The organism is Alloactinosynnema sp. L-07 (genome assembly GCF_900070365.1).
Taxonomy (GTDB): domain Bacteria; phylum Actinomycetota; class Actinomycetes; order Mycobacteriales; family Pseudonocardiaceae; genus Actinokineospora.
Genome location: NZ_LN850107.1, coordinates 1,299,650 through 1,316,922 on the forward strand (window position 1 = coordinate 1,299,650; position 17,273 = coordinate 1,316,922).

A 17,273-nucleotide genomic window follows, 5' to 3' on the forward strand; every position below is an offset into this window, starting at 1 on the left:
GTCGGTCGTCGGCCGTAGGGTTGTGGACGTGGCCGACCCGTCCACCTACCGACCCTCTCCCGGCACCATCCCGGACGCGCCCGGCGTGTACAAGTTCCGTGATCCTGGTGGCCGGGTCATCTACGTGGGCAAGGCAAAAACCCTGCGCTCGCGGCTGAACTCCTACTTCGCCGACGTCAGCGGTCTGCACCCGCGCACCCGCCAGATGGTGACGACCGCGGCCTCCGTCGAGTGGACCGTGGTGTCCACCGAGGTCGAGGCGCTGCAGCTGGAGTACAACTGGATCAAGGAGTTCGACCCGCGGTTCAACGTCCGCTACCGCGACGACAAGTCCTATCCCGTCCTCGCCGTCACGATGAACGAGGAATACCCGCGCCTGCACGTCTACCGCGGCGCCCGGAAGAAGGGCGTGCGCTACTTCGGCCCGTACGCCCACGCCTGGGCCATCCGCGAGACGCTCGACCTGCTGCTGCGGGTCTTCCCCGCCCGCACGTGCTCGGCGGGCGTATTCCGCCGCCACGGCCAGATCGGGCGGCCGTGCCTGCTCGGCTACATCGACAAGTGCTCGGCCCCGTGCGTCGGCAAGGTCAGCGCCGAGGAACACCGGGCGATCGTCGAGGACTTCTGCGACTTCCTCTCCGGCAAGACCGACGCGATGGTCCGGCGCCTGGAGAAGGAGATGGCCCAGGCGTCGTCGGAGTTGGAGTTCGAGCGCGCCGCCCGGCTGCGCGACGACATCGGCGCGCTGCGCCGGGCGATGGAGAAGCAGGCCGTCGTGCTCGGCGACGGCACCGACGCCGACGTGGTGTCCTTCGCCTTCGACGAGCTGGAGGCCGCCGTCCAGGTCTTCCACGTGCGTGGCGGCCGGGTCCGCGGCCAGCGCGGCTGGGTGGTCGACCGGCTGGAGGACGCGGGGGAGTCGCCGGTCGGCCTGCTGGTCGACCAGTTCCTCAGCCAGTTCTATGGCGACCAAGCCGAACTGGGTGACGATGTCGCCGCCGCGGTGCCGCGCGAGGTCCTGGTGCCGGAACTGCCGCCGGACGCCGAGGCCATCGCCGAGTGGCTCAGCGGCCTGCGCGGCTCCCGGGTGCAGGTCCGGGTCCCGCAGCGCGGCGACAAGCGCGCGCTGATGGAGACCGTCGAGCGCAACGCCAAAGAGTCGTTCACACAGCACAAGCTCAAGCGCGCGGGCGACCTGACGGCCCGCTCGGCCGCCCTGCAGGAACTGCAGGACCAGCTCGGGCTCGACACCGCCCCGCTGCGCATCGAGTGCATCGATATCAGCCACATCCAGGGCAGCGACGTGGTCGCCTCGCTCGTGGTGTTCGAGGACGGCCTGGCCCGCAAGTCCGAGTACCGGCGCTTCGCCCTGCGTGAGGCCGCCACCGAGGGCGACGTCGCCTCGATAGCCGAGGTCGTGCGGCGCCGGTTCGCCAAGTACGCGGGGGAGTCCGGTGGACAGGATCAGCCGCCCGGGATCGACCCGGACACCGGCAAGCCCCGCCGCTTCGCCTATCCACCGAACCTGCTGGTCGTCGACGGCGCGGGCCCGCAGGCCAACGCCGCCGCCGACGTGCTCGCCGACCTCGGGGTCACCGACGTCGCGGTCATCGGGCTGGCCAAGCGGCTGGAGGAGGTGTGGCTGCCCGCCGAGCCGGAGCCCGCGATCCTGCCCCGAACGAGTGAGGCGCTGTACCTGTTGCAGCGGGTGCGTGACGAGGCCCACCGCTTCGCTGTGGCCTATCACCGGCAGAAGCGGGCCAAGCGGATGACAATGTCCGAGTTGGACGATGTGCCGGGGCTCGGCCAGACTCGCCGCGCGGTGCTGATCAAGCACTTCGGCTCGGTCAAGCGCCTGCGCGCGGCCAGCGTCGAGGAGATCAGCGAGGCACCGGGGATCGGTCGGGCGACGGCCCAGGCCGTACACAACGCGTTGAACGAGGGGCTGGCGAAATGACTACGGACCACCTGGGACCGGGCATCGAGGTCGCCGTGGTGACCGGATTGTCGGGGGCGGGCAGAAGCACGGCGGCCAAGTGTCTTGAGGACCTTGGCTGGTTCGTGGTCGACAATCTGCCGCCGGAGCTGATCTCGACCATGGTCGAGCTGGGCTCGCAGGCGCGCGGCGCCATCTCCAAGGTGGCGGTCGTTATGGACGTGCGCAGCCGCGCGTTCACCGAGGACCTGTCGGCCATCATCAAGGACCTCGACGCCCGCGGCTACAAGCCCCGCGTGCTGTTCCTCGAGGCCACCGACGACGTGCTGATCCGCCGGTTCGAGCAGGTCCGCCGCGGCCACCCGCTCCAGGGCGAGGGCAGGCTCATCGACGGCATCGGCGCCGAGCGCTCGCTGCTCATGCCGCTGCGCGAGGAGGCCGACCTCATCCTCGACACGTCCACCCTCTCGGTGCACCAGCTGCGCGCCAAGATCGAGGACGCGTTCGGCTCCGAGGCGGGCACCAGCACCCGGGTCACCGTGCTGTCCTTCGGCTACAAGTACGGCCTGCCGATGGACGCCGACCTGGTGATGGACGTGCGGTTCCTGCCCAACCCGTTCTGGATCCCCGAACTCAAGGACCTGACCGGCCGCGACACCGACGTGCGCAACTACGTGCTCAGCCAGGAAGGCGCCGACGAGTTCCTCGACCGCTACCACGAGCTGCTGCGCCTGATCGGGGCCGGATACCGCCGCGAGGGCAAGCGCTACCTGACCCTGGCGGTCGGCTGCACCGGCGGAAAGCACCGCAGCGTGGCGATCTCGGAGGAGCTGTCCCGCAGACTGTCCGATGAGGACGGTATGGCGGTGAAGGTCGTGCACCGCGACCTGGGGCGCGAGTGAGCGCTGCGAGCGCGGATCGACCGCTGAGGGCCGTGGCCCTCGGCGGGGGACACGGTCTGCACGCGACGCTCACCGCGCTGCGTCAGCTCACCGACGATGTCACCGCGGTGGTGACCGTCGCCGACGACGGCGGCTCGTCGGGCAGGCTGCGCCGCGAACTGGGCCTGCTCCCGCCGGGCGACCTGCGCAAGGCGCTGACCGCGCTGGCGGGCCCCAAGGCGTGGGGCGAGGTCTTCGAGCACCGCTTCGGCGGCACGGGCGCGCTGGCGGGCCACGCCATCGGCAACCTGGTCCTGGCCGGTCTGCTCGAGGTTCTCGGCGACCCGGTCGCCGCGCTGGCCGAGGCCGCCCGCTTGCTCGGGGTGACCGGCCGGGTACTGCCGATGTCGCTGGAGCCGCTGGACATCGAGGCCGACGTGACCGGCCTGGAGGAGGACCCGACCACGGTGCGCCGCATCCGCGGCCAGGTCGCCGTGGCCACGACGCCGGGGCGGGTGCGCCGGATCAGGCTGCACAGCGCGACCCGGCGTGACCAGCCGCCCACGGCGTGTCCCGAGGCGGTCGCCGCCGTGCGCGAGGCCGACGTGGTGCTGCTGGGCCCCGGCTCGTGGTTCACCAGCGTGCTGCCGCACCTGCTCGTCCCAGAACTACACGATGCGTTGATTCACACGGCCGCGACCAGAGTGGTCGTGCTCAACCTTGTCCCCCAACCGGGGGAAACCGCCGGGTTCTCCCCCGAACGTCATCTGGATGTGCTGTCCGAGCACGCGCCCCGCCTGCGGGTCGACGCGGTCATCGCAGACACCGACTCGGTGTCCACCCCGGACCGCCTCCGACGTGCGGCGGAAGGTCTGGGGGCGGCGATGCTGCTGGACTTCATCGCGGCGGGGCCCGCGGGGGACCGCCACGACCCCACGGCGCTGGCGGCGAGCCTGCGTCGGGCGATCAGTTCGGTGAGGGGGCGCTGAGCCGTCAGGCCTGACGTGGTGGGATAGGCGGCGGGGAGTGGCCCTTGTCGGGCCTGGGAGAGGAGCACCAGTGGCGATGACAGCCGCGGTCAAGGACGAGCTGAGCCGGTTGGCCGTGTCCAAGACCTGTTGCAGGCGTGCCGAGGTCTCCTCGCTGCTGCGGTTCGCGGGCGGCCTGCACATCGTGGCCGGTCGGGTGGTCGTGGAGGCCGAACTCGACACTGGCAGCGCCGCCCGACGCCTGCGCAAGGAGATCCACGACCTGTACGGCCACCACGCCGACGTCCACGTCATCACCTCCGGCGGCCTGCGCAAAGGCACCAGGTATGTGGTCCGCGTGGTCAAGGACGGCGACGGCCTCGCCCGCCAGACCGGCCTGCTCGACCCCCGCGGCCGCCCGGTCCGCGGCCTCCCGGCCCCCGTCGTCTCCGGCGGCGTCTGCGACTCCGAGGCGGCGTGGCGCGGCGCCTTCCTGGCCCACGGCTCGCTGACCGAACCGGGCCGCTCGTCGGCGCTGGAGATCACCTGTCCCGGCCCAGAGGCCGCCCTCGCCATCGTCGGCGCGGCTCGCCGCATGGGCATCCAAGCCAAGTCCCGCGAGGTCAGGGGCGCCGACCGCGTGGTCGTCCGCGATGGCGACGCCATCGGCGCTCTGCTCACGCGACTGGGCGCCCATTCCAGCGTCCTGGCTTGGGAAGAACGCCGCATGCGCCGCGAAGTCCGTGCCACCGCCAACCGTCTGGCCAACTTCGACGACGCCAACCTGCGCCGCAGCGCGCGGGCGGCGGTCGCGGCGGCGGCGAGGGTCGAGCGCGCCATGGAGATCCTCGGCCCGGAGGCCCCGGAACACCTGACGGCGGCGGGCGTACTGCGGTTGAAGAACAAGCAGGCGTCGCTGGAGGAACTCGGCCAGCTCTCCGAGCCGCCGATGACGAAGGACGCGGTGGCGGGCCGAATCCGCAGGCTCCTGGCGATGGCGGACAAGCGCGCCAAGGACTTGGGCCTGCCCGACACGGAGTCGGCGGTAACCCCGGACATGCTCGAAGCCGACGCCTAGGTCAACATGGGCGTCAGGTTGGTGACGTGACGCGCTACGCCGACGATGTTGCCGGTACACCTAGGGTCATGACCGCACGACTGACGACCTTCACCAACGACGGGCTCACCTTCGACGTGATCGATGAGGGTCCGCTGGACGGCGAACCTATCGTGCTCCTGCACGGCTGGCCGCAGACCGCGACCGAATGGGAGCGCGTGACGCCCTTGCTGCACGAGCGCGGCTACCGGACGATCGCGCCCACACAGCGCGGCTACTCCCGCGGCGCCCGGCCGCGATGGCGCTGGGAGTACCGGATGAGCAAACTCGTCGGCGACACCGTGGCGCTGGTCGAGGCCATCGGGGCGGGACCGGTGCACCTCGTCGGACACGACTGGGGATCGACCGTCGCCTGGGCGACGGCGGCGCGGCACCCCGCGAAGGTCCGGTCCCTCACGTCGGTATCGGTGCCGCACCCGATGGCCTTCATGCGGTCCATGCTCAGCAGCACGCAGGTGTTTCGCTCGTGGTACATGCTGGCGTTCCAGGTCCCGTGGATTCCAGAGCTGGTCTTGCGGCAGCGAAAGCAGCTGAGCAGGGGACTGGCCAGAACCGGGATGGATGACAAGCAGATCGCGCACGTCCTCGACGAGGTCATCGACTCTGGCGCGCTCAAGTACAGCGTGCACTGGTACCGGGCGATGTTCATCGCGAACCCGCTCGCCGTGCGCGGCGAGGTCTCGGTGCCGACCACGCACGTTCGGGGTACCCGCGACCGGTTCATCGCCCGTCAGGGTGCGGATCTCACGTCCCGATACGTCACCGGGCCGTATCAGCTGGAAGTGCTCGACGCGTCGCACTGGATCCCGGAGGAACGGCCCGCCGACCTCGCGGCGATCATCGTGGCGCGGATCGACGGCAGCTGACTTCCGGGGGCGGCGCGGGCCGCCCCCGGATGTGATGCTCAGATCGTCAGCCGAACCACCGACGGGTCGTGGTCACTGAGCTGCGCCGCGAACTCGGCGTTCGCGTGGACCACGTCGTAGCTGTAGGTCGACAGCGCGGGCGAGAGCAGCAGGTGGTCGAGCACCTGCGAGTTGCCCTCGTAGACATACCCGTACCGCTCGGAGTCCGAGAGCGTCGCGGGCAGATCGACCAGGCCGGTGGCGGTCAGTTTCCCCACGGCCGTCGAGTACTCGAAGTCGTTCAGGTCGCCCGCGACGACGACCTTCGCCGACGGGTCGATCGCGAACACCGAGTTCACGAACGCGGCGACCTGATCGGCCTGCTGCCCGCGCTGCGTCGTGCTCGACTGCACCGGCGGCTGGTACCGGCCGAACAGCGGGTGATCGCCGCCCTTGGAGTTCCAGTGGTTGCCGATCACGTAGACCGGCTGGCCGTTGAAGAAGAACTTGCCCACCAACGGCTTGCGGCTGGAGTTGAACGCGCTCGACGTCGGGTTGATCCGCCCCGGGTTGTGGCTCAACGCCACCAGGTCCCCGGGGATGCCGGAGGCCGACACCGAGATCGCCGTGGTCGAGCCACCCGCCGTGCCCGAAGCGAACGACACCCCAAGGTCGGTGCGGTAGAGGAAACCGACGCGGATGTTGCCGCCCGGCTCACCGCCGTCCTGATCGTCGACCGGGTTGATCTGCTTGTACGAATACGTCGGCCCACCCGCGGCGACGATCGCGTCGATCAGCTCGGTGAACGTCTGGTCCGCCGCGACAACCGAGGTGTTCGCGGGCCCGTCGTTGTCCTGGATCTCCTCCAGGACAACGATTCCCGGCGACTTAAGATTGTCCACGATCGTCGCGGCGTGCCCCGCGAAGGTGGTGTCGGCGGGATCGAGGTTCTCGACGTTGTAGGTCGCCACCGACAGCTGACCAGCCGGGGTCACCGCGGTGGATTCCTTGGTCAGCCCGCCGGACACCCGACTGATCGCCGAGGTCAGTTCCAGCTTGAAGTTCCCGAAGCTGTAGTCGATCACGCCCACCGCGGCGGCCGAGAAGTGGTCGCCGACATCGACACCGGACGGGACCGACCCGGCGGTGACCGCGTCGTCGAGGATGATCCGTTCCGGGTTGCCATCGGTCTGCCGCAGCACGATCCCGCCGCGCGCCGTCCGCACCGACGCAGCCGCGCCGTCGTCGGCCAGCACGGCGATCTCGTTGAACGACGTCGACGGGCTCACCGCGACCGGGTTGTTCACCTGCACCCGCATCGCTTCCAGCGACTCGAAGAAGTCGATTCCGTCAGTGGTCGCGTCGAACGTCCCACTGGTCTCCACGCTGCCCGACGCGTCGTTGTCGATCACCGAGGTCGGCAGCGCGCGGCCACCGGAGCCGAGCACGGTCGCGACGGGGACAGGCTGGGTCCCGAGCACGGTGACCGACGGCGAGGTGATCTCCGTGATGGTCAGGTTCGCCGAGGACGCGCCGCCCGACCGGTACTCGGTGACGGTGCCGCCGACCTGGACCTCCTGGCCGACAGACACCGTCGGCGCCGTCGCGGTGTAGACGAACAGGGCCTCCGACGTCGCCGGGTCGCTGTCCGGGCACGGGTCCTGGAAGTAGAAGCCGGTCGATCGCGTCGCCGTCACCACGCCACGCACGTTGCTCACCGACGTGCCGCTCAGCGGCGACAGGTGGGCGGCGCCCTGGACCTGGCGGATGAGCGTCCCGGTGTAGCCGCAGCCCCCGCCGCCCCCGCCCACCAGCGGCGTCGGCGCGCCCGCGACGAAGTCGACGCCGTTGTTGTCGGTGTCCGTGGTCGGGTTGGCCCGCGCCACCGACGTCGTGTTCGACGCGCCGGGTGCGCGGGCGCCCTCGAAGTCGTTGGCGCTGGTGCCGTACCCGATGAAGTCCCGCACACCCGCCGCGGTGTCGCAGTTCGACCCGCAGCCCAGCGCGGTGGTCGACGTGACCAGGGCGACCTTGCCCGACGTCGCGGACATGTTTGTCGTGCCGGTGGCCTGTGGAGTCGGCAGCGCGACGCCGTTCGACCCGCCGGAGCCCAGCTTGATCAGGTAACGCGCGCCCGGGGCGATGCTGCCGTTGAGCGCCGTCGGCAGCCAGTTCGTGCCCGCGGCGGAGGCGTACTGGATCGACCAGCCCGCCACGCTCACGGAGCCGGCGCCCCGGTTGTAGAGCTCGACGAAGTCGTTGAGGTACGGGGCGCCCGAGTTGCCGCCACCGCCGTAGACCTCGGCGATCACGACATCAGGCGACGCCGCCGCGGCGACGCCGGGAATCATCAGCAAGCTGGTCGCGGTGGCTGTGAGCAGCACGGATAAGCGGGTGGGTGAGGTCGGCACGAACACTCCCTTGGGTGAGGGGGGAATGACTCACCGCAAGGTTGTACCCGACCGTGTGAACACAAGATCCTGCTTTCAGGTGAACATTGAGGGCCTGAGCGGCTGTCCGATGAGCGAGCTTTCCGCTCGCGAGCGACAGGGCTAGATGTGACCTGGGTCGCATCTTGTCTCTACAGGGTATCCATCCGGCGGCCGGACACTCTTCTACTCACGGGAGGGCGGGTGCTGCTTGGGGGAGGAGCACCCGTGGGGGGAAAGCGGAGTGGAGTCCGCCCGGCGTGGGGGCTGGCGGACTCCACTCCGCTGCGTTTACGTCCGCCATGTGAGCAATCAGCGCTCCGACCCTGGCGATCACGGCACAGGTCTGATTCGATAAAGAGAGACCGCTGACCTCTTGACCTGCTTACGCGCGCGCGGACGCTAGGGTCTCTGGTGGGCGGAATCCAGTCAGGCCGCCGTGTCATACAGGAAAGAGGAGACCAACGGTGACGGTTCGTGTGGGTGTGAACGGCTTCGGTCGCATCGGTCGCAACTTCTGGCGGGCGCTGGAAGCCAGTGACCACGACATCGAGATCGTTGCCTTCAACGACCTCGGCGATGTCGCCACCATGGCTCACCTGCTCAAGTACGACAGCGTCCTGGGCCGCCTGCCCTACGACGTCAAGGTGACCGACGACGGCATCCAGGTCGGCGACCACCACCTCAAGGCGCTGGCCGAGCGCGACCCGGGCAAGCTGCCGTGGAAGGACCTCGGCGTCGACGTCGTGGTCGAGTCGACCGGCTTCTTCACCAACGCCGCCGACGCGCGCAAGCACGTCGACGAGGGTGGCGCCAAGAAGGTCATCATCTCCGCGCCCGCCAAGGGCGAGGACCTGACCGTGGTCCTCGGCGCCAACGACGACCAGTACGACGGCTCGCAGACCGTCATCTCCAACGCCTCCTGCACCACCAACTGCCTGGCGCCGCTGGCCAAGGTCCTGCACGACTCATTCACCGTCGAGCGCGGCCTGATGACCACGATCCACGCCTACACCCAGGACCAGAACCTCCAGGACGCCCCGCACGACGACCTGCGTCGCGCCCGCGCGGCCGCGATCAACATCGTGCCGACGTCGACCGGTGCCGCGAAGGCCATCGGCCTGGTCCTGCCCGAGCTCAAGGGCAAGCTCGACGGCTACGCGCTGCGCGTGCCGGTGCCGACCGGCTCGGCCACCGACCTGACCGTCACGCTCGGCCGCGAGGTCACGCTGGACGAGGTCAACGCCGCCTACCGCGCCGCCGCCGAGGGCAAGCTCAAGGGCATCCTGCGCTACAACGAAGAGCCCATCGTGTCGTCGGACATCGTCACCGACCCGGCGTCCTGCATCTACGACGCGCCGCTGACCAAGGTCAACGGCAACCAGGTCAAGGTCGTCGGCTGGTACGACAACGAGTGGGGCTACTCCAACCGCCTCGCCGACCTGACCGCCCTCGTCGCCTCCAAGCTCTGAGCCCGATGAGGAATCTCGACGATCTCCTCGCCGAGGGTGTTGCCGGTCGGCGCGTGCTGGTGCGCTCCGACCTCAACGTCCCGCTCGACGGGGACAAGATCACCGACGACGGCCGCGTGGTCGCGTCGCTGCCCACGATCCAGAAGCTCGCCGAGGCGGGCGCCCGGGTCGTCGTGGCGGCGCACCTTGGCCGTCCCAAGGGCGAGCCGGACGCCAAGTTCTCCCTGGCGCCGGTCGCTGTGCGGCTGGGCGAACTGCTCGGCGCCCCCGTGGCCCTGGCGGCCGATGTCGTCGGCGAGTCGGCCAAGTCGACCGTGGCGGGGCTGGCCGACGGCCAGGTCGCGCTGCTGGAGAACGTGCGGTTCGACGCGCGCGAGACGAGCAAGGACGCGGGGGAGCGCTCGGCCCTCGCAGACGAGTTCGCCGCACTGGCGGACGCCTTCGTCTCCGATGGCTTCGGTGTCGTGCACCGCAAGCAGGCGTCGGTCTACGACGTGGCCGCCAAGCTCCCGGCCTACGCTGGTGGCCTGGTGCTCGCCGAGGTCGAGGTGCTGCGGCAGCTCGCCGGCGAGCCGAAGCGGCCCTACGTCGTGGCGCTGGGCGGCTCGAAGGTCTCCGACAAGCTCGCGGTCATCGAGTCGCTGCTGCCCAAGGTCGACACGCTGCTCGTCGGCGGCGGGATGTGCTTCACCTTCCTGGCCGCCCAGGGCCTCGGCATCGGCGACTCGCTGCTGGAGGCCGACATGGTCGACACCTGCAAGCGACTGCTGGCCGACGCTGGCGACAAGATCGTCCTGCCGACCGACATCGTGATCGCCGACGCCTTCTCCGCCGACGCGAACACCGAGACGGTCCCGGCCACCGCCATCCGCGACGGCTGGAAGGGCCTCGACATCGGCCCGGACAGCGTCACGGCGTACGCCTCGGTGCTGACCGGCGCGGGCACGGTCTTCTGGAACGGCCCGATGGGCGTGTTCGAGCTGACCCCGTTCGCCGAAGGTACCCGCGGCGTCGCCCAGGCCATCGTCGACTCCGACGCGTTCAGCGTGGTCGGCGGCGGCGACTCGGCGGCCGCGGTCCGGCTGCTGGGCCTGCCCGAGGACGGCTTCTCGCACATCTCGACCGGCGGCGGCGCGTCGCTGGAGTTCCTTGAGGGCAAGGAACTTCCCGGCGTAGCTGTGTTGGAGGGCTGATGGCCAGGCAGGTGCTGATCGCGGGCAACTGGAAGATGAACCTCAACCACCTTGAGGCCATCGCCCTGGTGCAGAAGATCGCCTTCTCGCTGCCCGAGAAGTACTACGCGAAGGTGGAGGTGGCCGTGCTGCCGCCGTTCACCGACATCCGCTCCATCCAGACCATGACCGACGGCGACAAGCTGCTGCTCAAGTACGGCGCGCAGGACATCTCCCAACACGACTCCGGCGCCTACACCGGCGACGTGTCGGGCCTGATGCTCGCCAAGCTGGGCTGCTCGTATGTCACGGTCGGCCACTCGGAACGTCGCGAGTACCACGCGGAGACCGACGAACTGGTCAACAAGAAGATCAAGGCCGCGCTCAAGCACGGCATCACCCCGATCTTCTGCCTTGGCGAGCGCATCGAGGTCCGCGAGGCCGGAACCCACGTCGAGCACTGCACGACCCAGCTCATCGAGGGTCTCAAGGGGCTCAAGGCCGAGCAGGTCGCCAAGGTCGTCGTGGCCTATGAGCCGGTCTGGGCCATCGGCACCGGGCGCGTGGCCTCCTCGGCCGACGCTCAGGAGGTCTGCCAGGCCCTGCGCAAGCAACTCTCTGAAAAATACGGTGACGAGGTCGCGAACACGGTTCGTGTGCTCTACGGCGGCTCGGTGAAGTCCGGCAACATCGGCGAGCTCGTGGCCCAGGACGACATCGACGGCGCCCTGGTCGGCGGCGCCAGCCTGCAGGCCGACGAGTTCACCAAGCTCTGCGCCATGGCCGCGGGCGGACCGCTGCCGTAAGTACCCGGATGCGGGCCGCGGGCTTATCTGGTAACAGCTAGCGCTTGAACATGCCGGGGCGGTGGTCGAACACCGCCCCGGCACCAGGTAGCCTGTTGCTTCCACCGTTAAACAGCGAGGATGACATGGTTCTGACCCTGCAGATCGCACTTATCGTCACCAGCCTTCTGCTGATCCTGCTGGTGCTGCTGCACCGCGGTCGCGGCGGCGGTCTGTCCTCCCTGTTCGGTGGTGGGATGCAGTCGAGCCTCTCGGGTTCCAGCGTCGTCGAGAAGAACCTCGACCGGGTGACGCTGTTCGTCGGCTCGGTCTGGATCATCTGCGTGATCGGTCTTGGCCTGCTGGTCAAGGTCGCCTGACCTCCTCGGGTCCACGCGTCAATCCGACCAACCACATGGTGGGGGTGTAAACATCAATGGCCGGTGGTAACGCGATCCGGGGTACCCGGGTCGGTGCTGGTCCCATGGGTGAATCCGAGCGCGGCGAGTCCGCCCCTCGGCAACGGGTCTCCTACTGGTGCGCCAACGGGCACGAGTCACGCCCGTCATTCGCCCTCGACGCCGAGAAGCCGGACAGCTGGGATTGCCCCCGCTGCGGCCTCCCGGCGGGCTTGGACGAGAAGGAGCCCCCGAAGGCTCCCCGCAACGAGCCCTACAAGACTCACCTGGCTTACGTAAAGGAACGCCGCTCCGACGCCGACGGCGAGGCCATTCTCGCTGAGGCCCTAGCGAAGCTGCGCGCCAAGCGCGAAGGCTGAGTTCAGTTTTGAGGAAGGCCACCCGGATTCGTTCCGGGTGGCCTTCCTTCTTTGTCAGGGGACGTTTCAGATCCTGAAATCACTCAGCCGAATGATCCGGTTGCGCAGAGTGAGATCTGTGGTCTTATTGACCGCGTGATCAGCAACCGGCGACCCGCGCGCATGCGGGCATTGGGCGGCGGGCTGTGCAACTGCGCCCGAGCACGTCCATGACGACTTGGAGTCCGGCGCGGCGGCTGGCTGGTGAGGCTCAGACCAGCGGATACGTGGCGCGGACGCGGAAGCCGCCGTCGCGGGTGGAACCGGAGGTGAAGGTGCCGCCGAGAAGGCAGGCGCGTTCCTGGAGGCCGAGCAAGCCATGGCCACCTGACGGGAGACCGGCCGATTGGACGCGGGAAGGCCCGTTGCGGACCTCGACCAGCAGAACCCCCGCGCTCACCTGCACCCGAACCGAAGTAGAAGACCCAGCCGCGTGCTTGCGCACGTTCGTCAAAGCCTCCTGCACAGTCCGATAAGCCGCCCGTGAAACCGGCGCCGGTAACTGCTCCGGAGAAGCATCCATAGCCAACTTCACCGACACATCGCACCCATGAACCAGCGTGCTGATGTCCTCCAGCCCAGGCTGGTAATCGTCCTCATCCCCACCAGACCGCAAAACCCCAACAAGCTCCCGCAACTCCTCCAAAGTCCGAGTGCTCAAAGCCCGAATAGTCTCCGCAGCCTCACGCGTCTCATCATCGTGAGCCCCGACCTTCAAAGCCCCGGCCTGCATAGCGATCAGCGTCACCTGGTGAGACACCACGTCATGCATCTCCCGAGCCAGCTTCGCCCGCTCAGCCGACCGAACAGTCTGCGTGTGCAGCCGCTGTTCCCGCGCACGCGACCGGGCCAGCTGACGGATCCGAGTCGACAGTTCCTGCCGAACCGTGATCAACATCCCGATCGCCACCGGCATCCCGGCCACCAGCACACCGTAGATCGCGTCGAGGAAGTGTTCTCGCCAGGTCAGGGCCAAGAACTCCGACCACGGCCACAGGACGAACCGACATAGCCCGACCATCAAGGCGCCGACCAGTGTTCGCCAATTCAACAAATAGCGCTTGGCCAGGGTGCCCAGGGCGATCATGGCCGCCAGTTGGGCCCAGCCCGCGAAGAAGCCGGGGACGGTGAGTAGCACCGCCAGGCAGGGGAAGTGTCTGCGCAGGGGCATGGCCAGGACCGCGATCCCGGACAGCCAGATCGAGTAGGTGGGCGCCTCTTCCGGGATGACCAGCCAGACGTCGAGGGCCGCGATGATGATGGCGGCGATGTCGGACGCGATACCACGCACGCGCGGGTCCGCCCACAGTGGGGCTAGCCGGGTGGGGATGTGGAGACGCTTGCGATGGCCGGATCGGGGCGCGGGAACTGACGCGGTGTCGTGTGGGACGACCGTGTTGGCGACCAGAATGTCACCTCCGCTTACTTGACGGCGATCCTCGACGAGTTCGCGCAGCTCAGGATAGTCATGCTCAGCTGCGCGCTGCTCCGGGACGCCCTCCGGGGTTGTAGCATTCTTGCGGTTCGAGCCCGCGCGGCGGGGTCGGTGTGGCACGGATCGCCCTTCTGCCTGCGACCAGACGCAGGTGCTCGTCGCCCAGGAAGACTCTGACCTTGGCTTTCCGGGACGGCGGGTCGCACATTTCTGTGCGACAGCAAATCCCGGCCAAGGAGAGGAGGTGGAGGGTGCGCACGCTGATCATCGATAACTATGACTCCTTCACCTATAACCTCTACCAGGCTTTGGCCTCGATCGAGGGCTCTCGGCCGACAGTCGTCCGAAATGACGAGGACTGGGATCTTGGCGGGCTCGTCGACTTCGACAACGTGGTCATCTCGCCCGGCCCCGGGCACCCGGCCGTGCACCGCGACATCGGACTCAGCCGGGCCGTGCTGGCCGCCGCGCGGCAGCCGTTGCTCGGGGTGTGTCTGGGGCACCAGGGCCTCTGCCTCTTGGCGGGCGCCCAGGTCGTGCACGCCCCGGAGGTGCGCCACGGCAGGCTTTCCGAGGTCCACCATGACGGCCGCGAGTTGTTCGCGGGCATCCCCTCGCCGATGCGGGTCGTGCGCTATCACTCGCTCGCCGTCTCGGAATTGCCCGACGAGCTTGAGGCGACCGCGTGGGCTGACGACGGTGTGCTCATGGGGGTACGCCACCGGGAGCGGCCCGCGTGGGGGGTGCAGTTCCACCCGGAGTCGATCTGCACAGAACACGGCGACACGCTGCTGGCGAACTTCGCCGACCTGACCCGCCGCTGGTGGGCCGAGCACCCGCGCGAGACCGTCGTCGCGGGGCCGGTCCCGGCCGCGCATCATCCGGCCGAGCCCGCCGGGAAGCAGGTCCATGTCGAGCGCATGACGGTCGCGGTCACCGCCGAAGAGGCGTTTGAGGCACTGTTCACCGGGTCCCAGCACGCGTTCTGGCTGGACAGCGCTTCCGGTGGAAGGTTCTCGATCATGGGGGACGCGTCCGGGCCGCTGGCGCGAGTCGCGTCGGCCGACGTGTGGACCGGGCAGGTCACCGTGACCTCCCAGGCAGGCGTCGAGGTGGTCCAAGACGAGTTCCTCGCCTGGCTTGACGCCGACATCGCCCGGCACCGGGTCGACGCGCCCGAGTTGCCGTTCGACTTCGCGCTCGGCTGGGTCGGCTACCTCGGCTATGAGCTCAAGGCCGAGTGCGGCGGCGATCGGGTCCACCACGCGCCCGACCCCGACGCGCAGTTCGTCTTCGCCGACCGGGCGCTGGTGTTCGACCACGAGACCGGGGAGCTGTACCTGCTGGCCTTCGACGAGCCGTGGCCAGCCGAGACCACTGCCCGACTCGCCGTGCTCAAGCCGCAGGCCCAGCCCGTCGTGCGCGGCGTCCGGGCGGGGCAACTGACACCGCGGCACGACCGGGCCGCCTACCTGGCGATGATCGACGAGTGCCAGGCCCGCATCGACGACGGCGAGACCTACGAGGTCTGCCTGACGAACATGCTGACCGCGGGCGCCACCGTCGACGTCTGGCAGACCTACCGCTACCTGCGCCGCGCCAGCCCCGCGCCCTACGGCGCCCTGCTTCGCTTCGGCGACCTGGCCGTGCTGAGCACGTCACCGGAGCGGTTCCTGTCGGTGTCGGCGACCGGCCAGGTCGAGTCGCGGCCGATCAAAGGCACCCGCCCGCGCGGGCGCACGCCGGAGGAAGACCAAGCCCTCAAGCACGACTTGGCCACCGACGAGAAGGACCGCGCCGAGAACCTGATGATCGTCGACCTCGTGCGCAACGACCTCGGTGTCTACGCCGAGGTCGGCTCGGTGGTCGTGCCCGCGTTATTCGAGGTCGAGTCCTACGCGACGGTCCACCAACTGGTGAGCACCGTCCGCGCCCAGTTGGCCGAGGGCGTCTCGGCGGTCCGGTGCGTGCGCGCGGCGTTCCCCGGCGGGTCGATGACGGGTGCGCCGAAGATCCGCACGATGGAGATCATCGACCAGCTCGAACGCGGCCCACGCGGCGTCTATTCGGGTGTGCTGGGCTATTTCTCCCTGACCGGCGCGGCGAACCTGGGCATGGTCATCCGAACGCTGGTGACCCGGCCGGGCGAGGTGTCGTTCGGGGTCGGCGGCGCGGTCATCGCCCTGTCGGACCCGGCGGGGGAGTACGAGGAGACCGCTGTGAAGGCCACCGCGATGCTCGCGCTCCTCGACGCCGACTTCCCGGACCGGGTGCGCACGGGCTGAGCGTTCCACCAGGCGTCACCCGGTGGCCATGGTCAGTCCCCTTCCAGTTGCCACCATCGCGACCATGACCAGATCCTTAGCGCGCGCAGGAGCGGCGGCCATCGCCGTGCTCGCCTGCGTCACCACCCCCGGCGCGGCGACCGCCGCCCCGCAGCACCACCGCGAGTTCGACCTGCAGGCCCACCGCGGCGGGCTCGGCCCGCGCGTCGAGAGCAGCCTCAACTCCTTCGGCAACGCGCTGCGGCTGGGGGTGACCACGCTCGAACTCGACGTCCAGATCACCGAGGACGGCCAGGCGATGGTCACCCACGACCGCAAGGTCGACGCCCGCAAGTGCCGCGACACCGCGCCCGCGACCGCCGGGGACCCCGAGTTCCCCTACGTGGGCAAGTTCGTCCACACGCTGACCTTCACGCAGGTGCGCACGCTGGACTGCGGCTCCGTCGGCCTGGCCGACGGCCCCGGCCAGATCCTCGCCCCCGGCGCCAAGATGCCGCTGCTGCGAGAGGTGTTCGCGCTGGTCGAGCGCTACGACGCCAAGGACGTGCGGTTCAACATCGAGACCAAGGTCGAGGCGGGCGCCCCCGAGCAGACCGCCCCGCGTGAGCAGTTCGTCCAGATCACCACGCGTGAGATCGCGGCGGCGGGCCTGGAGCGCCGGGTCAGCATCCAGAGCTTCGACTGGGGCACGCTGATGCGGGTGCGCGAGGTCGCGCCTCGGCTGCCGCTGGTCGCGCTGACGAACTACGACTTCCTGCAGACCGGGAAGCCGGGCGCGTCGCCGTGGCTGGGCGGCATCGACATCGACGACTTCGGCGGGGACCCGATCGCGGCCATCAAGTCCTTCGGTGTCAAGGCGTTCTCCCCGGTGCACGGGTTCCCGCAGGGCGGCTCGGTGGTCGACCCCACTTACCGGCCCTACGTGACCAAGGAGATGGTCGACCACGCGCACCGCAACGGCATCAAGGTCATCCCGTGGACGGTCAACGACCTGCCGACGATGGGCAAGCTCATCGATGACGGCGTCGACGGCCTGATCACCGACTACCCGGACCGCCTGCGCGCCATGCTCGCCCAGCGCGGCTTCAAGCTGCCCCGCGGCTACGCCTCACCGCTGGACATCCAGGGCCA

Annotated in this window: 13 protein-coding genes and 1 pseudogene; 12 read left to right on the forward strand and 2 right to left on the reverse strand. The window is 69.2% G+C overall.

Annotated features, from left to right (window positions below):
* Positions 1–28: 28 nt before the first annotated feature.
* From uvrC to BN1701_RS06285, 5 genes are all read left to right on the forward strand, one after another.
* Entirely contained in the window at positions 29–1,957 is a 1,929-nt protein-coding gene (uvrC, locus tag BN1701_RS06265; protein WP_082860281.1) for an excinuclease ABC subunit UvrC, read from the forward strand.
* Positions 1,954–2,838, forward strand: coding sequence for an RNase adapter RapZ (gene rapZ, locus BN1701_RS06270; RefSeq protein ID WP_054046354.1), 885 nt, complete (start codon positions 1,954–1,956; stop codon positions 2,836–2,838). The genes uvrC and rapZ overlap by 4 nt, the downstream gene beginning before the upstream one ends.
* Positions 2,839–2,861: 23 nt before the next feature.
* Positions 2,862–3,806: a uridine diphosphate-N-acetylglucosamine-binding protein YvcK gene (yvcK, locus tag BN1701_RS06275; protein ID WP_054055666.1), complete on the forward strand. Its 945-nt coding sequence runs from the start codon at positions 2,862–2,864 to the stop codon at positions 3,804–3,806.
* 70 nt (positions 3,807–3,876) lie between these two features.
* The gene (gene whiA / locus BN1701_RS06280) at positions 3,877–4,863 is read left to right on the forward strand and encodes a DNA-binding protein WhiA (protein ID WP_054046356.1); all 987 of its coding nucleotides are present in this window, start codon (positions 3,877–3,879) and stop codon (positions 4,861–4,863) included.
* 68 nt (positions 4,864–4,931) lie between these two features.
* The gene (locus tag BN1701_RS06285; protein ID WP_054046357.1) at positions 4,932–5,768 is read left to right on the forward strand and encodes an alpha/beta fold hydrolase; all 837 of its coding nucleotides are present in this window, start codon (positions 4,932–4,934) and stop codon (positions 5,766–5,768) included.
* A 38-nt stretch (positions 5,769–5,806) separates the two neighbouring features.
* On the opposite strand, the gene BN1701_RS06290 is transcribed toward BN1701_RS06285, so the two are convergent.
* Complete coding sequence (locus tag BN1701_RS06290) at positions 5,807–8,158, reverse strand: lamin tail domain-containing protein (protein ID WP_231949507.1); 2,352 nt, start codon at positions 8,156–8,158, stop codon at positions 5,807–5,809.
* Between the two features lie 485 nt (positions 8,159–8,643).
* On the opposite strand from BN1701_RS06290, the gene gap reads away from it, so the two are divergent.
* The 5 genes from gap to BN1701_RS06315 all read left to right on the forward strand — a co-directional run bounded on the left by gap (position 8,644) and on the right by BN1701_RS06315 (position 12,383).
* Positions 8,644–9,648: a type I glyceraldehyde-3-phosphate dehydrogenase gene (gap, locus tag BN1701_RS06295; RefSeq protein WP_054046360.1), complete on the forward strand. Its 1,005-nt coding sequence runs from the start codon at positions 8,644–8,646 to the stop codon at positions 9,646–9,648.
* A gap of 5 nt (positions 9,649–9,653) precedes the next feature.
* Positions 9,654–10,841, forward strand: coding sequence for a phosphoglycerate kinase (gene pgk / locus BN1701_RS06300; protein ID WP_054046362.1), 1,188 nt, complete (start codon positions 9,654–9,656; stop codon positions 10,839–10,841).
* A complete protein-coding gene (gene tpiA, locus BN1701_RS06305; protein WP_054046365.1) occupies positions 10,841–11,626 on the forward strand; it encodes a triose-phosphate isomerase in 786 nt (261 codons plus the stop codon). Before pgk ends, tpiA begins: the two co-directional genes overlap by 1 nt.
* 125 nt (positions 11,627–11,751) lie before the next feature.
* Positions 11,752–11,985, forward strand: a complete 234-nt coding sequence (gene secG / locus BN1701_RS06310) for a preprotein translocase subunit SecG (protein WP_054046367.1) — start codon at positions 11,752–11,754, stop codon at positions 11,983–11,985.
* Between the two features lie 56 nt (positions 11,986–12,041).
* Positions 12,042–12,383, forward strand: a complete 342-nt coding sequence (locus BN1701_RS06315; RefSeq protein WP_054046369.1) for an RNA polymerase-binding protein RbpA — start codon at positions 12,042–12,044, stop codon at positions 12,381–12,383.
* 250 nt (positions 12,384–12,633) lie between these two features.
* On the opposite strand, the gene BN1701_RS06320 is transcribed toward BN1701_RS06315, so the two are convergent.
* Positions 12,634–13,713 carry a sensor histidine kinase gene (locus tag BN1701_RS06320; protein ID WP_369800501.1) on the reverse strand — a complete coding sequence of 360 codons (1,080 nt, stop codon included), beginning with the start codon at positions 13,711–13,713 and terminating at the stop codon, positions 12,634–12,636.
* A 395-nt stretch (positions 13,714–14,108) separates the two neighbouring features.
* Between BN1701_RS06320 and pabB the strand changes: the two genes are divergently transcribed.
* Positions 14,109–16,142, forward strand: coding sequence for an aminodeoxychorismate synthase component I (pabB, locus tag BN1701_RS06325; protein ID WP_054046371.1), 2,034 nt, complete (start codon positions 14,109–14,111; stop codon positions 16,140–16,142).
* Positions 16,143–16,206: 64 nt separating this feature from the next.
* Positions 16,207–17,247 (forward strand): annotated as a pseudogene (locus BN1701_RS37115) (glycerophosphodiester phosphodiesterase family protein); the annotation flags it as partial.
* Positions 17,248–17,273 lie beyond the last annotated feature (26 nt).

What these genes read in the sequence shown, in the direction of transcription:
- rapZ (WP_054046354.1), top strand. Translation starts at nt 1,954, where the DNA reads ATGACTACGGACCACCTGGGACCGGGCATCGAGGTCGCCGTGGTGACC.
- BN1701_RS06285 (WP_054046357.1), top strand. Translation starts at nt 4,932, where the DNA reads ATGACCGCACGACTGACGACCTTCACCAACGACGGGCTCACCTTCGAC.
- pgk (WP_054046362.1), top strand. Translation starts at nt 9,654, where the DNA reads ATGAGGAATCTCGACGATCTCCTCGCCGAGGGTGTTGCCGGTCGGCGC.
- tpiA (WP_054046365.1), top strand. Translation starts at nt 10,841, where the DNA reads ATGGCCAGGCAGGTGCTGATCGCGGGCAACTGGAAGATGAACCTCAAC.
- secG (WP_054046367.1), top strand. Translation starts at nt 11,752, where the DNA reads ATGGTTCTGACCCTGCAGATCGCACTTATCGTCACCAGCCTTCTGCTG.
- BN1701_RS06315 (WP_054046369.1), top strand. Translation starts at nt 12,042, where the DNA reads ATGGCCGGTGGTAACGCGATCCGGGGTACCCGGGTCGGTGCTGGTCCC.